This is a genomic window from Aquibacillus saliphilus (assembly GCF_020404745.1).
GTDB classification, from domain to species: domain Bacteria; phylum Bacillota; class Bacilli; order Bacillales; family Amphibacillaceae; genus Aquibacillus; species Aquibacillus saliphilus.
In genome coordinates, this window is the sequence record NZ_JAIZAP010000019.1 from 1 (window position 1) to 14666 (window position 14666).

Here is a 14666-nt window from a genome sequence, read left to right on the forward strand (position 1 = left end):
TGATCTCGAACCTCTGTTTCATATTTATTCATCCAACTTCGAAGCGTTTTGCGGTCAACTCCAGCAGCTTGTGCTGTGCTCGCATATTTGTTCGTTTCTAACGCCATTCGGACATAACGTTTTTTTAGATCCTCAATGATTTCTGCTTCTCTTGGCATCTTATCACCACCTTTATCGATTGATTTTTTATTAAAATCATTCTACTCTTAATCGATTTAGGTGTCCAAAGGAATAAGGGGGCTTAAAAGAATGAGCAAAGATTCGCCCCAAACTCGCACCTTTTCGCCTTTATCGCTATTTGGCCTCTAGACAGTTATAAATTATTTTAGCTTGGTAACAACATCCGTTAATGCAGTAATGGAACCGACATTACCAGAAAATACTTTTGGAATAGTCCTCTCATCATCTGTCTTTCAAACAGAAATACCTGGTGCGATTTGACCGCAGTTGTGGGGTATTCTATAGTTTGCATTCAAAAACAACAAATATTTTCGGTGGGACGAGTAATCGCAGTCCCAATAGTTTAGTAAACTTCCTTTATTTTATATAAATGAAGCTAAGTAAGTCAATTTTTGTCGAAAGATAAACAATTGACGGAATATTAAATATATTATACTATATATGTAACGGATTACATACTTATTTTTATAATTAATGTTGTTGTTAAACTAGTTATAACTATTTTATCTGAAAATATGTAATCTATTACATTTTTTGACGGGAGGGTTGGCATGTTAAAACAGCTTGCGATTAATTCTAATACGTATCACGGTTACTCTTTGGAGGATGCAGTAAAAGGAGCAAGTGATGCAGGATTCACAAGAATCGAATTGGCTGCAGTGAAAGACCATACCGCTCATGTTTTACCAGACATGTCGCAGCAACAACTTGATGACATTAAAGCATTGCTTCTGGATTATGAGATGACTTGTGTAGGGATTGGTGCACACAGTAATGTGATGACAGAAGAAGGAATAGCGAATTTACTTAAAAGCATTGACCTTGCAGTCTGGTTTGATTGTACGTATGTCGTAACAGCAACAGGTGATGCGCATGGCGATAAAGATGTGATTGAGGATGAAACGCTATTAGCCAGAAACCTAGAACCGATTATCGAAAAGTGTGAGAGGTTAAATAAGGTACTTGTACTTGAAACACACGGAAATAACTATGCAACAGGTGCTAGTTTGAAAAAATTAGCCAAACGACTAAATGATCGAGTCAAAATAAATTACGATACCGGTAATGTGATTATGTATGGCAATATCTTGCCTTACGATGACTTAGAAGCTTCTGTTGATTACGTTGAATTCATTCATTTAAAGGATAAGCTTGGTCCATTTAATGAATGGAACTTTCCAGCAATTGGAGACGGGGAGTTAGATTACGGTAAATTATTTAAAACGCTTGAAAAAGCAAATTACAAGGGTCCAATTAGTGTTGAGGTCGAATTCACCCCAAAAGGCCCCGCAGACCTTGATGAAGTAAATAATTCTGTGAAAAGATCCTTCAACTATCTTCAAAACTATTAAGTTGGAAGGAGGCAGTAAATGAAGAAGATTGGGCTAGTTGGCTTAGGCTTTATCGGTAAAACTCACTTAGATGCGTATCAGCGAATTGAAAATAGCCAGGTAACTGTAATCTGCACAAGAAGTGAAGTTGACCAGGAAATAATAAGTAATTACAAGGGCTCGTTTGTGACAGACTATGATACGTTACTTAGTAATAAGGAAATAGACGTCATTGATATTTGCTTACCGACCTATTTACATGAGGAATATATTATCAAGGCAGCAAAGGCTGGGAAAGATATCATTTGTGAAAAACCATTGACCTTAACGGTTGAATCAGCAAATCGAATCGTTAATGAAGTAAGTAAACATCAAGTGAACTTATTTGTCGGGCATCTGCTACGGTTTTGGCCAGAGTATCAGCTGATAAAATCATATAGTGAAAGCGACAAATTAAAAGATATCGAAATCGTTCATGCCAAACGGTTAAGTCAAGTACCTAAATGGAGTAGTTGGTTTCAACATCCAGAAAAAAGTGGTGGTGCCCTGTTTGATCTTCATATTCATGATATTGATTTCGTCTATTATTTACTCGGTGAGGTTGATTCTGTTTATGCGGTTGGAAACAAAAACAAGTACGGTGCATGGGACCATGTGATGACTACACTATCATTTAAAAATGGCAGTAAAGCATTTGTCGAAGCATCAGGGCGAATGCCGTTGGGATACCCGTTCACGATTGGCTTTAGGGCACAAGCGAATCAAAGTACACTTGATTTTAATGTGATTGCTGGAGAGAACATTGAGAATCTTGATCAGAGTGATCATTCATTTATTTACTATACTGATGAGCAAAAATCTTCGGTTGAAATCGACAAAGGCGATGCATTCGAAAATGAACTTGACTATTTTGTGGATTGCTTAGAAACAGGCCGTAACAACAGTGTGATTCCGCTTGATGAGGTCGTTTATACGTTGGAGTTGTTAAATGCAATCAAGAGCTCCTTGGAAACCAAGCGAGAAGTTTTTGTTTAGTAGGTAAGTGTGGAGGCGCAGTGTTAGACATGTGTGAAGAATTTTTACGCTACTACAAAATTTACGAATTACTAATCTATAAATAGATTATATATAAGGAAGAACTTGGATGATAATTTCAAGTCATTTTATAGCTAATTATGAAAGCGCTTTTATAAAAAGACATAATTTGTCCAAGTGAAGCATACGTATATTAGGTGGATAAGCTTTAACAATTTTACAGAGATTTTACTGGAGGTTTCAATGGCATTATAGTTTCAAACAAATAAATAGGGGGTTCTTTTAATGAAAAAAGCTTTATTTTTAGTTATGTTACTCGCATTGTTCATGGTACCAGTTCTTAGTGCATGTGGTGCAGATGAGACAGCAAGTGATGATACAAGTAACGATTCAGAAGATACTACTGAAACTGAAACGGATACAGACGCGGAGGCAGAAACTGATGCAGATGCAGATGAAAGTGCTGAAAAACGAAAGATTGGTATTCTAGCCCCGGCTGTTACACACGGTTGGGTAGCGGCAGTTGCTTACCATGCTGAAGCACGTGCTGAGGAACTGTCCGACGAGATTGATTACCAGATTCAAACAAGTACGAATGCGGAAGAAATGACCGCACAATTGGATGACTTGATGACATGGGGAGCGGAGGCTATTGTCGCATTTCCACAGTGGGAAGGTATGGAAGTTCCGATTCAGGCGGCACTTGATGCTGGTATTGAGGTAGTAAACTTTGATATTGCAATCGAAGCTGACGGTGTTTACCGTGTTTCTGGAGACAACGAGGACATGGGGGTTCAAGGAGCCAAGTATATCGTAGACAAGATTGGTACAGAAGGTAATGTTGCTGTACTAGAAGTTCCTTCTGCGGGTTCCGTTTCTGAGTTAAGATTAAAAGGTTTTGTTGAGACGATGGAAGAAATCGCGCCTGATATGAATCTTCTTACTTATGCGACACAGTTTACGCGAGAAGATGGCTTGAAGGATTTTGCTGATATTTTAACAAGTAATGATCAGATTGACGCAGTTTACTCAATGGATGACGAAACTTCTATCGGTGTACTACAAGCGATCAGAGAAGCAGGTAGAGATGATGTTCAGGTGGTAACTGGTGGTGGCGGTATGCAGGAGTACTTCAATATGATGCCTGAAAATGAGGATATCTGGATTCAATCTGCAACCTACAGCCCAGCGATGGTTAAAGATGCTGTCGACGTAGCGCTTAAAGTCTTAAAAGGTGAAGAAGTTGAAGATGTGACGATTATCCCGACAACTGTTGTCGATAGAGAAAATTATCAAGAATTCGCTGACGAAAACTCGCCGTACTAAGTATTGTTTGAGGTTGGAAAGAAAAAAGAGAGGTTATGGCAAAGCTGTAGCCTCTCTTTTAATCAAATCTTTGGATGTGATTGCATGATAATTGAGATGAACAGTATTAGGAAGTCCTTTGGAAGTAATGATGTGCTAAAAGATGTATCGTTGTCACTTGAAGGCGGTGAAATATGCGCGTTGTTAGGAGAAAATGGTGCTGGAAAATCAACACTAATGAACATACTTGGCGGAGTCCATCAAATGGATCAAGGTTCGATTACTATTGACGGCAAATCACAGCAGTTCAGCACCCCAGCGCAATCGCAGGAAGCGGGAATTGCATTCATTCATCAGGAACTGAATTTGATCAACGATTTACCAATCTATGAAAATATGTTCTTAGGTAGAGAAATTAAAACAAAACGAGGAAGCCTTGATCTAGAAAGAATGTTTCAAGAAACAAAAGAGATGTTTGAGAAAATGAACGTTGATTTAGATCCAAAAACGATGGTTCGCGATCTTGATTCTTCCTATAAACAAATCGTTGAAATATGCCGAGCGATGATGACGAATGCATCCATCATCATTATGGATGAGCCAACCACTTCCTTAACTGACCGCGAAATTGAACGTGTATTTACGATGATGAAAACGATGAAGGATCACAATGTTGGTATCATTTTTATCTCTCATAAGTTGAATGAGGTCTTGCAAGTTTGCGACAGGTACCTTGTGCTTCGAGACGGAAACCTGGTAGCAGAAGGAAACGTTAGTGAAGTAACGACGAACGACCTCGCGCATTTTATGGTGGGCTATAATGTCAGAACGGAATCGTTGCTAAGAGAGAAGGAATTAGGAGAAGAGGTCTTATCGGTAGAGGCACTTACATACAATCATACTTTTAAAGATATTAATTTTTCCGTCAAAGCGGGTGAAGTTGTCGGAGTTACCGGACTGCTTGGCGATGGTCGTAGTGAACTGTTTCAATCGATTTTCGGGGCAGATGATATTTCATCTGGAAAAATATATTTAAATGAAAAGGAAGTAAAAATAACTAGTACGACACAGGCGATAAATGAAGGAATTGCCTATCTACCGCGTAATCGGAAAGAAAATGCAATCATTGGCGATATGGATATCATGGAGAACGCATCGATTGTCACTTGGCCTAAATTTTCAAAACGAGGTGTGATTGACCAGAAAAAACAACAGGACACGTTTGAAAAACAACGCAAAACATTACGATTGAAAATGGGAAAGCTGACCGACAGTATCACGAGTCTTTCTGGTGGAAATCAGCAAAAGGTAGTCTTAGCTAAATGGTTAGCATCGAATCCGAAACTGCTAATCTTAGACAATCCCACCCAAGGTGTCGATGTGGGAGCAAAAGAAGACATTTATGACATTATTTTGAAACTTGCTGATGAAAATATTGCAATCGTCGTGCTTTCAAGTGAAGCGCATGAAATCATCCGCGTATGTGACCGTGCGCTTGTCATGTATCACGGAGTTATTCAAGGAGAAGTCAAAAAAGAGACAATGAATGAGCATAATATCATGAGTCTTGCTACTGGTGGGCAACTGACTTAGGTAAGGGAGAGAAAACCAATTATGGAAATGAAGCCGGTTAACAATACCAGTCTAAAAAATAATAAAAACTTTTTTGCATGGTTTAAATATAAATGGTCGAATGAACCACTTTTTAGTACAGCAATTGCACTGATAATTATGGTTATATTACAAACGTTAGTACTGGGTTTTGATTATGATTCAGTTGGTAGTTGGTTTCAATCCTGGACCAATAACTGGATTAATATCTTAAGAAATAATGCGGGTATTGGAATTGTCGCTCTTGGGATGACTTTTGTAATTATGACTGGCGGGATTGATCTAGCGGTCGGTTCCACTTTGGTTGCAACAGGTGCTTTTGCGATGTTGCTGCTTGACACTGGCACAAGAGGGTTACTGGGCATGGTAGGAATGTCAGGGCTCCCGGCCTTTGTTGTTACGGTTATCTTAGTGCTACTATTTGGCTATTTGTTAGGGTCACTAATAGGCGTATCCATTACAAAAGGTAAGGTTCCCCCATTCATCGCCACATTGGCGGCGATGATGATTTTTAGAAGTGTTACACAGCATTTCACACAGGGGTATAATACGACTGTCCCTGCCGAGTTTCTGCAGATTGCTAGTTTTAGAATGGGAGATTATATGATTATGCCTATTATTTATTGGGCGATCATTGCTTATATTCTTTACTACGTGTCCAAGCGAACCACGTTTGGTAGGCAAATCATTGCTGTCGGATCGAATGAACGAGCGGCAAAACTATCTGGTGTCAATGTCGAAAAAGTTAAGGTTCGGGTTTATGCGCTAATGGGACTCCTTGTTTCGATTGCAGCTATTATCCAAGTTTCTCGGATTGGTTCGATGGACTTTTCAAATGCTGGAAGGGGAATGGAAATGGATGCGATAGCCGCAGCTGTCGTGGGCGGAACCAGTATGAGTGGTGGACGAGGATTTATCCTAGGAACCGTCTATGGCATGTTGATCATCGCCGTTATGAACAACCTACTTAATCTATTCGGGGTGCCACCGTTCCTAAGGGAAGCATTTAAGGGCTTGATTGTAATTGCTGCTGTACTATTGCAGAAAAAAGAGAAGACTTCTTAGGTGCTAAATAAATAGTTTAATTGAATAAGAAAAGTAGTGCGAATACGATGTTTCGCACTACTTTTTTAACATTTAATGACTTTAAAACAAGAAAGACACTGAATGTATTATTGACGGTCTCCTTAGGCATTCCATTATTGTTAAATGTTTTATAACTCGTAGTTATTTATAAAATAGTGTTGACATAAAATAATAAAAATTGTAACCTAAATCTCAGTAAGTTAATCGGGATAATAAGGAATAGTTATTTTGGGGTTATAGGGTTATATAACAAATGATAGGGGGAAAGAAGAAATGAATACTTTATTTATATTAGTTAATATCATTATCATGATCGCACTTATTGGTATTCTATTTTACATGCAAAAAAAGCACGTTTCTTTTAGTAAGCGGGTATTTACAGGTTTGGGGCTGGGTATATTACTCGGAACTTTTTTACAACTTGCTTATCATGCTGACTCAGTAATTGTTGGTACAACGACCGATTGGATAAATATTGTCGGCAGAGGTTATGTAAGTTTGTTAATGATGATTGTTATTCCACTGATTATGGTGTCGATTATTCAATCGATTATTAATTTGGAGAAATCAGCTGAATTAGGAAAAATGTCAGCTTGGATTATCGGTATTTTGGTTGCAACTGCAATGGCCGCAGCTCTCGTAGGTATTACTGCTGCTTCCGTATTTGATCTTGATGCTGGTCAAATAGAGGCTGGTGAAGCGGAAAGTGATCGAGGGCTTGCTTTGGAGGAACGATTAGGTTCCGTAGAAGACATGTCAATCCCTCAACAAATACTAAGCTTTATTCCGAGTAATCCCTTTCAAGATATGACAGGTGCTCGTGCTACATCGACGATAGCAGTAGTAATCTTTTCTATGATTGTAGGTATTGCTGTTCTTGGTGTGCGTCGAAAACAACCAGAGCAAGCTGCTGTATTTGTCAATTGGGTTAATGCTGTCTATGCTGTAGTTATGCGAATTGTGACAATGATTCTGCGCTTAACGCCATATGGTATTTTAGGTTTAATGGCTAATACAGTAGCTAGAACAGATGTGGCTGGAATTATCGAACTTGGTAAATTTGTTGGAGCATCTTATGTAGCGCTACTAGCTATGTTTATTATCCATTTAATTGTTATTGGGATATTTGGACTAAATCCATTAACATTCCTACGTAAAGTATTACCTGTACTAGGTTTTGCTTTCACTTCTCGTTCGAGTGCTGGTACCATCCCACTTAATATCCAGGCGCAAAAGAATAGTTTAGGAGTTCACGAGGGAATTGCCAATATGTCTGCATCATTTGGTGCTACGATTGGTCAAAATGGTTGCGCTGGAATTTATCCTGCGATGCTAGCAGTTATGATTGCTCCATCACAAGGGATCGATCCACTCGCACCTGGATTTATTGTCCAGTTAGTTCTTATTATAGGAATTAGTTCGTTTGGTGTTGCTGGAGTTGGTGGCGGTGCTACATTTGCAGCGTTAATTGTACTTTCGTCTATGAATCTACCAGTTGCTCTAGCCGGTCTACTCATTTCCGTCGAACCGTTAATTGACATGGGTCGTACAGCCTTGAATGTTAATGGTGCAATGCTATCTGGTACGTTAACATCCAGAATCATGAAGAAATTAAATTTAAATACGTTTAACAACCCTAAGGCAATCGAAAAGGAAACTAGCCTTTAGTGAAAGTTTCCTGCCTGTCACTACATGTTAGTTGATTGTGATTTAGATGGTTGATGGGTCTGCTAAATTCCCTGAATCAGTTAAATAGAATGAGGGCAAATTAGATGAGAGGATGATAACTTTATAACGTTATCGTCCTCTTTTGCGTTAGGAGAGATTTAACCTATTTTAAATGGGCCAGATAAAGTGATTTCTTTGCCTTGTGGGGAGGGGCAGAGCAAGGTTTTAGTAAGTCGGTATTCTCCTTGTGGAAGTGTCATGTTTAAACGTTCTAGCGAAAAATTTTGTGAAGTTGTATCATTCGCATCTAAAATTAGTCCGATATCGATAAAGTCAGGATATTTTTGGAACACTTCTTCTGAGAAGCTGATTTGGTACCATAACCCTGTTTGATTTAGTTCAATGCCAAAAAAGTCACCATAAGAGCATGAATGATTCGTTGTATTTTTAATCACTGTCGAAATAGTTGATGGTGATGATTCGAATTCAGTTTTTGTTAAAGTAAATTGAATTCCATTTGATGAAGCATTTCGCTCCTGGGAAGGTGCTGGCTCTTGTAAAACTGAGATTGATTCTTCTTGCTGACAGGCACTGATAAAGAAAAGGGAGAAAAGGGTGATAAAAACTAAGTAATAGAATTGTGGTTTTTTGAAGACCATTTTCTAACCCCCTATTTTATTTCTTCTATTATAAAAGAAAACAAATCCGAAAACCTTGATCTAAATCAAGGTTTTGAGTACAGTGCTTATTGATAATGCAAATTTCACCGATTATCCACTACTGTTTTAGCATCATGTCGTTAGGGTGTTCATACTTTATGTTTAAATCGCCAACACAACATTTATTATTGATAGACAAAGCAAGGATGATGACTTTTAAAAGTTATCATCCTTTTCTTTATGCTTGGAGAGGTTTTTAGATTTAGTAAAATACTTGTCCTATTTTGGTTATACAATCAGAAGCTATTACATAGATTCAGGTAAAGGTATAAAAATCAAAAGGAGAGATGTAAATTGAATTGTAACCAATGTGGTTCTACTAATAATAAATCTGCTAAATTTTGTGGTGAGTGTGGCACTGAATTAGTTTCAATAGAGAGTAAGACAGACGACAATCAGGTAGATTCATCTGATCAAAAATCTGGTAAGCCGGCAGAAGGTTTGAGTTTTGAAAGTGAATCGATCGAGGATGGAAACACAGTTGCAGAGCGGTTTCTAAATTTTGTCGCTGAGAGTGTCAAAGGTCCAATGAGAGCTAGTAGAAAAGTAACTAAGGATAATTTAATCAGTGTACTTATTACACATGTCCTATTTGCGATAACTCTATCGTTATTTATTTATTTTATGTCTAATAGCTTTGGTGATACCTTCTTAGGACTTGCGCAGATACCATTTATCTTTGTTGTTGTAACACTGTTCTTTTTTATATTAATCTATCTTGCTGTATATACAGGGATTGTCTTTGGGATCGCAAAAATTATGCAAGTAGATACCAGTTACACACAAGTGATGGTTCGATTAGGGGTATTTATTGTAATTCCAGTAGTTCTGCTTGTACTCGCTATTATATTTTATCTTATTTCCGCTACGACGTTTAGTTTTATTCTGTTCGGATTCGCTGTCTTTTTATTCTTTGTCTCTAGTTTTTTAACAATTTTCTCAGTAATGGAAGATTCCACAGTGGGATTAGATTTTTACTACGGCTTGATTCTTACGATTATCGCAATTTCAATCATATTATTCATTTTAGGTGATAGCGTGCTGGGCAATCTGTTTGATCAGATACTAGTAGAACTGATGTAACTAGTTGCCCTAAATTTTTAATAAGCAATAACCCTTTTTAAACACTCAATCTATTATTAATATTCCAGAAGCCCCGTAAGTGTAATTGTATCATTTGTTTATCACTCATTTGTGAAGTGTCGGGATTTACTGTGGTGAGAGTTAAGTCAAATCAACAAAAAAGGATTAAGAAATTAAATAATCTCTTAATCCCTTAATTTAATATAAAATAAGAAAATTGAAATGAGTTGTTGTAAATAAAATGAACTCTTCTTGTATCTATTTATTTAAAAACACTGAAAAGATTCTATTCTATCTAAATCAATGCCAAAGTACACCCAGGTAAACCCAATCCATCTATATCCAGAAACAGATCTTCGCCCAACAAATGTTGGATAAAACCAAAATGATCCATATCCACGGTCTAGCCAAATATAGGTGAAGCGAAATAAACAACCTTGGATAGCTCCTGGGTCTACTGCGTAAAGCTGTGGCTGTCCGGCCTGCTGCTGTTGAGGTATGAATGACGGTGGTGGACTAGTTGGCGCTGGAGTTTGACCTGGTTGAGTTGGTTGACTAGGACTAGTTGGCGATCCTTTTGGTGGAACGCCCGGACTAGGTCCACCTGGTTGAAAGGGTGTCCCTGGAAAGCCTGTCGACGGAAAACCTCTATATCCAGGTTGATCGCCGTAAGGATAGTTATAGTGATCGTACATCGTTTGTTTCCTCCTTGCTTTATAATTATTTATCCATCTAAAATTTGATCTAACGTATTTTAGTTTCATTAAGGTGCGTATAGTGAAGTTAATAAATTCTTCCATATTACCATATGACATATGCGGATATAAGGTTCTAATTTTTAAAAGGTTATCACAGATTGTATTAGCAGGTTTCGGTTCTATTTGACCTTAAACATCTTCACCAAACTCTTTATTATTTATTTAGTAAATAATTACCTATATGAGAAAGTACCTAGGTGAACAAGAATGTGAATATTTTCTTGCAGTTGCAATCAAAATTTGTCGGAAAAGAAAGTTATACTGTAAACGTTTTAATTGTTTGTTAGTATTATTTAAACGAGTGAATCTTTTTGGGAAATTATACTTGATATTTTTATTATGAGGATTAGGTATAATGGCTACTATAAACGATATTGCTATACATTTTAATGTTTCTGCTTCGACAGTTACTAGAGTAATTAATAACGATCAAATTATTTCCGTGACTATGGAAACTTTTAATCGTATATTAGAAGCAGTAGAAGGGCTAGATTACAAGACTGTACGTGCTAGGAAAAGTCAACAGAACAAAAAGATGTTGAAAGTAAATGCAATGCCCGTAGTAGGAGCACGGAAGTATATCGTTTAGCTTATATAACTTCTGAGATGGCCAGTTTAATACCGATTTGGATGGGCTAATAGTTATAGAAATATAGGTGGAGGTTATATATTATGTCTAAAATTACGTTTTTAGGAGCGGGAAGTGCGGTTTTTGCAAAAAATGTGTTGGGTGACTGTATGACAGTTCCTGCATTACAAGAATTTGAGTTTGCACTGTTTGATATTGATCATAACAGATTAAAAGATTCAGAGATGATGTTAAAAAATCTAAAGGAAAGCCTTGGATCAACTGTGAAAATAGTATCATACACTAATCGAAAGGAAGCATTAAGAGGTTCGAAATACGTTATTAATGCTATTCAAGTAGGAGGTTATGATCCGAGTACAATCATAGATTTTGAAATTCCAAAGAAATATGGTTTACGACAAACCATTGCGGATACAATCGGAATCGGTGGGATTTTTCGTAGCTTAAGAACGATTCCAGTGATGATGGATTTTGCTAAAGATATGGAAGAAGTTTGTCCTGATGCCTTGTTGATGAATTATACGAATCCAATGGCTGCATTAACAGGTGCTATGAATCGTTATACCGGAATAAAGACTGTTGGATTATGCCATAGTGTCCAAGGTTGTGCCCAAGATTTATTAAAATCATTGGACATGCCAACAGACAATGTCCAATGGAAAATAGCAGGGATTAACCATTTGGCTTGGCTACTAGAAATTAATCGAAATGGCAAAGACTTATATCCAGAAATAAAAAGAAAAGCGAAAGAAAAACAAAAAACAAAGCACGACGATATGGTTCGTTTTGAACTAATGGAACGATTTGGTTATTATGTGACTGAATCCTCAGAGCATAATGCAGAGTACCATCCTTACTTCATCAAGAGAAAATATCCAGAATTAATCGACAGATTTAATATTCCGTTAGATGAATATCCGCGACGGTGTGTCAATCAGATTGAGCGCTGGAAACAGATGCGCGAAGATCTAGTTAATGACAAGAACCTGAGTCATGAACGTACCCATGAATATGGTTCCTATATCATTGAGGCAATCGAAACAGATAAACCATTCAAGATAGGTGGTAACGTTTTAAACACAGGCGGATTAATTAGTAATTTACCAGAAAAGGCATGTGTCGAGGTTCCGTGTCTAGTAGATGCGAGTGGAGTGACACCAACCTATGTGGGAGAATTACCCGAACAATTAGCAGCTTTAGACCGAACGAATATCAATACACAATTACTTACGATTGAAGCTGCAATGACTAAAAAGAAAGAACATATTTATCATGCAGCTATGTTAGACCCACATACGTCAAGTGAGCTATCGATTGATGATATCGTTTCGATGTGTGACGAGCTAATTGAGGCGCATGGAGACTGGTTACCGAAGTACGAATAAGTAGTTAGAGGCTGTTCGTTTAGCATGATTTAGTATGAACAGCCGTTCCTCTTTTCTTGATTGCTAATCAAGAGTGATGAAAAGCGGAAAAAATGTTTGAATAGTTGTACAACGTAGAATGGCAATCTGGATGCATCACATTTTCAGATTGCCATTCTCATTTTACGCTCCTAAATGAAAGTAGAATGGCAATCCAAAATGTAGCATCACATTTCGGATTGCCATTCTATTGATTAAGTATTTTAAAAGAGTAGCTCGTCTGGGTCTGGACCGAGTCGGTGGTCTTGGTTCATTTGATCGATTGTTTTCATGTCTTCTTCAGAAAGAGTGAAGTCAAAAATATCAGCGTTTTCCTGTATCCGTTCTTGATGAACAGATTTAGGTATGGTAACAATTCCGTGCTGTAGATCCCAGCGTAAGACAATCTGGGCAGGAGTTTTCTTGTGTTTTGCGGCTAGCTTAGTAATTTCTGGCTGATTCAGGTTGCCTTTCATTAACGGGGTCCAGGCTTCCAATTGAATTCCTTCACTCTTGCAATAGTCCAGTAGCTTTTGTTGGTTGAGCAAAGGATGGAACTCGACTTGATTAACAGCGGGAATCGTGTCGCTGTCTTGCTTAAGGCTTTCTAAATGGTGAATTTTAAAGTTACTTACTCCAATTGCACGAATGTAGCCGTCCTTTTGTAACTTTTCAAAGGCTCTCCAAGTCTCCTTGAATTTATCTTTGCCGGGCCAATGGATTAGATACAAGTCAATGTAATCAAGGTCAAGCTTCTGACGGCTGTCCTCGAAAGCACGAAGCGTGGACTCGTAGCCTTGATCCGGATTGGCGAGTTTCGTCGTGATGAACAGCTCTTCCCGGCGGATTCCGCTTTGCTTAATAGCGGTGCCCACACCGGCTTCATTTCGGTAGCCCGCTGCGGTATCAATGGAGCGATAACCTGCATCCAGCGCATAGCGGACAGATTGAATTACTTCCTCGCCATCCTCGACTTGAAAGACACCCATTCCGAGCCATGGCATACGCACACCATTATTTAATACTGTATAGTCAGTAATACTCATGCACCATTCCTCCTATTTAAGTTTCAATTTAATTGTAAACGATTACAAAGGTGAATAAGTAGTGAAATGCTTAAAGAATTTTTGCTGAAGATGAATGTCTGAGAAATAGGAAGCATTCTTTTTTCATTAGCCTATTTTTTTGCCAAACGGACAATTGATTGTTAATGTTAATATAACTCATGGTAACGCTGTCAATAATTAGAGGATAGTAAAGTCTAATAGTAAAGGAGTGTTTTCTAATGATGTCAGAATCACAAATTATCCAACATCTTAAAGATAGGAATCCGTTGCCAGCTCTTTGCCCAAAAGAAGGTTGGGATGCGGAGATAACAAAGGAAATTAATGATTTAAAAGAACAAGAAAGCCGGTCTCAATTAGCTAATCAGGCTGTTAAATCAGGTCTATTGCTTTGGAATGATGAGTTGGATTTATCCCATAACATATCACAACGTATGTCCAATCAATTAGGGAGTTACTGGCATGGAATTATGCACCGGAGGGAAGGGGATTTTGGCAATGCGAAACACTGGTTTCGACAAGCTGGTAACCAGTCTATTTATCCTTACCTTTATGAACAAGCAAGTGAATTCTCGAAAGATGTGAAGTCATGGGGAAAGTGGGATCCAAGTCGCTTTATTGATGCAGTAGATCATGTAGTAACAAATGGATTGGAATCGACAACAGAAGCTGAGACGCTGCGGCGTATTCAAGTACTAGAGATTTCATTACTAGTAGACTATAGTGCTAAAGCCTAATTTAGGAGGGCAAGGAGATGATACCGGTTCTCCATTGCCTTTTTTGTTTACTAGAATTAATGATGTCAGTGGATCGTTTTAACTTCAAAATATATGG

14 protein-coding genes are annotated in these 14666 nt (G+C 37.9%); 10 read left to right on the plus strand and 4 right to left on the minus strand.

What is annotated here, in order from left to right; all coding sequences use genetic code 11:
• On the minus strand, positions 1-158 hold a 158-nt coding region (locus LD272_RS21690; protein WP_226034999.1), incomplete at its 3' end, for a helix-turn-helix domain-containing protein.
• Positions 159-731: 573 nt separating this feature from the next.
• Between LD272_RS21690 and LD272_RS17050 the strand changes: the two genes are divergently transcribed.
• From LD272_RS17050 to LD272_RS17075, 6 genes are all read left to right on the plus strand, one after another.
• The gene (locus LD272_RS17050) at positions 732-1532 is read left to right on the plus strand and encodes a sugar phosphate isomerase/epimerase family protein (RefSeq protein WP_226037809.1); all 801 of its coding nucleotides are present in this window, start codon (positions 732-734) and stop codon (positions 1530-1532) included.
• Between the two features lie 18 nt (positions 1533-1550).
• Positions 1551-2546 (plus strand): Gfo/Idh/MocA family protein, encoded by a 996-nt coding sequence (locus LD272_RS17055; RefSeq protein WP_226037810.1) that lies wholly within the window; start codon positions 1551-1553, stop codon positions 2544-2546.
• A gap of 285 nt (positions 2547-2831) precedes the next feature.
• Positions 2832-3872, plus strand: coding sequence for an ABC transporter substrate-binding protein (locus LD272_RS17060; RefSeq protein WP_226037811.1), 1041 nt, complete (start codon positions 2832-2834; stop codon positions 3870-3872).
• Between the two features lie 84 nt (positions 3873-3956).
• A complete protein-coding gene (locus tag LD272_RS17065) occupies positions 3957-5444 on the plus strand; it encodes a sugar ABC transporter ATP-binding protein (protein ID WP_226037812.1) in 1488 nt (495 codons plus the stop codon).
• Between the two features lie 21 nt (positions 5445-5465).
• A complete protein-coding gene (locus LD272_RS17070; protein WP_226037813.1) occupies positions 5466-6527 on the plus strand; it encodes an ABC transporter permease in 1062 nt (353 codons plus the stop codon).
• 294 nt (positions 6528-6821) lie between these two features.
• The gene (locus LD272_RS17075; protein WP_226037814.1) at positions 6822-8216 is read left to right on the plus strand and encodes an L-cystine transporter; all 1395 of its coding nucleotides are present in this window, start codon (positions 6822-6824) and stop codon (positions 8214-8216) included.
• Between the two features lie 158 nt (positions 8217-8374).
• Here LD272_RS17075 and LD272_RS17080 read toward each other — a convergent pair whose 3' ends face one another.
• Positions 8375-8875: an immunoglobulin-like domain-containing protein gene (locus LD272_RS17080; RefSeq protein ID WP_226037815.1), complete on the minus strand. Its 501-nt coding sequence runs from the start codon at positions 8873-8875 to the stop codon at positions 8375-8377.
• Positions 8876-9229: 354 nt separating this feature from the next.
• On the opposite strand from LD272_RS17080, the gene LD272_RS17085 reads away from it, so the two are divergent.
• On the plus strand, positions 9230-10018 hold the full coding sequence (locus LD272_RS17085; RefSeq protein ID WP_226037816.1) for a zinc ribbon domain-containing protein: 789 nt from the start codon (positions 9230-9232) through the stop codon (positions 10016-10018).
• Positions 10019-10284: 266 nt separating this feature from the next.
• Here the strand turns inward: LD272_RS17085 and LD272_RS17090 are convergent, their stop codons facing one another.
• Positions 10285-10713 carry a hypothetical protein gene (locus LD272_RS17090; RefSeq protein WP_226037817.1) on the minus strand — a complete coding sequence of 143 codons (429 nt, stop codon included), beginning with the start codon at positions 10711-10713 and terminating at the stop codon, positions 10285-10287.
• 418 nt (positions 10714-11131) lie between these two features.
• Here LD272_RS17090 and LD272_RS17095 point away from each other — a divergent pair, with 418 nt between their 5' ends.
• Together LD272_RS17095 and LD272_RS17100 are read left to right on the plus strand one after the other, a co-directional pair.
• Positions 11132-11365, plus strand: a complete 234-nt coding sequence (locus tag LD272_RS17095) for a LacI family DNA-binding transcriptional regulator (RefSeq protein ID WP_226037818.1) — start codon at positions 11132-11134, stop codon at positions 11363-11365.
• Between the two features lie 83 nt (positions 11366-11448).
• Positions 11449-12750: an alpha-glucosidase/alpha-galactosidase gene (locus LD272_RS17100; RefSeq protein ID WP_226037819.1), complete on the plus strand. Its 1302-nt coding sequence runs from the start codon at positions 11449-11451 to the stop codon at positions 12748-12750.
• Positions 12751-12992: 242 nt separating this feature from the next.
• Here LD272_RS17100 and LD272_RS17105 read toward each other — a convergent pair whose 3' ends face one another.
• Positions 12993-13814 (minus strand): aldo/keto reductase, encoded by an 822-nt coding sequence (locus LD272_RS17105; protein ID WP_226037820.1) that lies wholly within the window; start codon positions 13812-13814, stop codon positions 12993-12995.
• Between the two features lie 239 nt (positions 13815-14053).
• Between LD272_RS17105 and LD272_RS17110 the strand changes: the two genes are divergently transcribed.
• Positions 14054-14569: a hypothetical protein gene (locus tag LD272_RS17110; protein WP_226037821.1), complete on the plus strand. Its 516-nt coding sequence runs from the start codon at positions 14054-14056 to the stop codon at positions 14567-14569.
• Positions 14570-14666: the final 97 nt, after the last annotated feature.